This is a genomic window from Paenarthrobacter sp. CM16, from assembly GCF_013179505.1.
GTDB lineage: Bacteria > Actinomycetota > Actinomycetes > Actinomycetales > Micrococcaceae > Arthrobacter.
This window is the reverse complement of sequence record NZ_JABMCX010000499.1, coordinates 1-1736: the sequence shown is the minus strand read 5'-3', so window position 1 is coordinate 1736 and position 1736 is coordinate 1. Positions and strand designations below refer to the sequence as shown.

1 protein-coding gene and 2 pseudogenes are annotated in these 1736 nt (G+C 63.0%); all 3 read right to left on the bottom strand.

Annotated features, from left to right (window positions below; genetic code table 11):
- Positions 1-398 (bottom strand): annotated as a pseudogene (locus tag HP499_RS23860) (cell division protein FtsZ); the annotation flags it as partial.
- A gap of 216 nt (positions 399-614) precedes the next feature.
- On the bottom strand, positions 615-1541 hold the full coding sequence (locus tag HP499_RS23855) for an FtsQ-type POTRA domain-containing protein (protein WP_172326512.1): 927 nt from the start codon (positions 1539-1541) through the stop codon (positions 615-617).
- Positions 1534-1736 (bottom strand): annotated as a pseudogene (locus HP499_RS23850) (UDP-N-acetylmuramate--L-alanine ligase); the annotation flags it as partial. The pseudogene HP499_RS23850 and the gene HP499_RS23855, both read right to left, overlap by 8 nt.

Here is a 1736-nt window from a genome sequence, read left to right as displayed (position 1 = left end):
AACGGGCGGGTTACCACACCGATGGTCAGCGCGCCCAGCGACCGGGCGATGCGTGCCACCACGGGGGCGCCACCTGTTCCGGTGCCACCGCCTTCGCCTGCGGTAACGAAGACCATGTCAGCACCGCGGAGAACTTCTTCGATCTCGTCGGCGTGGTCCTCGGCGGCTTGCTTGCCGACCTCGGGATTCGCGCCGGCTCCGAGGCCACGCGTGAGTTCACGTCCGACGTCAAGCTTGACGTCGGCGTCGCTCATGAGCAGCGCCTGCGCGTCAGTATTGATGGCGATGAACTCGACTCCCCGAAGGCCCACCTCGATCATGCGGTTGACTGCGTTCACGCCACCGCCGCCGATGCCGACGACCTTGATGACGGCCAAGTAATTCTGCGGTGCTGCCACGTTTCGTGCCCCTTGCTTGTGTCCTATAGCGAAACTGATCGAGTCCAACTTGAATTCTTGGACCTTAACCCTCTAGTTGAAGGTTATAGTTATGTCAAGTAACTCTACTGTGACGGTATTTCCTATGGTTCGCACATGCAATCTCCGCTTGCGCGTGTCGTGTGATTGTCGCGAAATTAGGCCACCGACGACCGTAGGTTACGTTCTCAACGCTGCTTATTTGGTGAATGGATGCCGCGGCACGCTGACGTCGTAAACGCGCACGGGAACCTTCGGGTCCGCGGGCATCTTGAGCAGCGCTTCAAGTGCCTTGGCCTTCAATTCCCTGTCCTCGGCATTGCCCCACACTACCGTCTTTCCGTCGACCAGTTTCAGCTCAACAGCGTCAGCGGAGGCCGCCGACGCCGTAGACATTTTGGCCCGGACATCGGCAGGCAGGGTGTCCAGGACGGCCGCAATGGCCTTGAACAATTCCGTGTCGGTGGCCCCTGCACCGGCATCGATCAGGGGCAGGGCCACGGCCGACTGGTCCTTGGTGGCCCCAAGCTGCACTCCGTCCACATCAACCATCACGTACGAATCGCCTTGTTTCAGCAACGCCACCGGGACGCGTTCGTTGACATGGACCAACAACTCCGACGGCGGCCGCGCCTCCATGGTGGCGGAGCGGACCTGTACAAGCGGCTTCAGGAGCTCATTGATCTCCTGTTCGCTGACCTGCGGCAGCGGTTTGCCTTCGAGGCTGGAGAGGGCTTTCTGCACGGCTTCCGGAGTCAACAGCGTGGTGCCGTCCACGGTAATGGTCCTGACGGCCAACGCCGGCGAGAAAACCGCCACGGCAATCAGGGCCGCCACCACGGCGGCCACGATGGAAAGTGTCCACAGCACCAGTCTTCGCTGGCGCCGTCGTTTCGGCTCCGGAAAGACAATGACGTTATCCGGCGATGCTGCGGCAGCGCCGGGCCTGCCGGCAGCCTCCTGCCGGGCCGCAGCACCGGAACCCTGCTCCGGCTCAAGGGAGCGTTGGGCGCTGATGACGCCCTCCGATCCGTCCTTCTTGCCCGGCCGTGCAGCAACCGGACGCTGGGCAACGGGCCGGGACTCAGTTCCCGGCCTGTACGTCGGCTTGCGGGTGCTAGCCACCCAGTGCCTCCACGATCACTGGCCCGTAGGCTGTAACGTCACCGGCTCCCACCGTCAGGATGACATCACCGTCCTGGGCTACCGCGGCCAACGCGTCCACGGCTTCGCCGGCAGGGACCATCCGGCCCGTGGTCAGCTGATCAGCAATCAGCGCACTGGTGACTCCGGGAATGGGGTCTTCACGTGCTGGGTAGA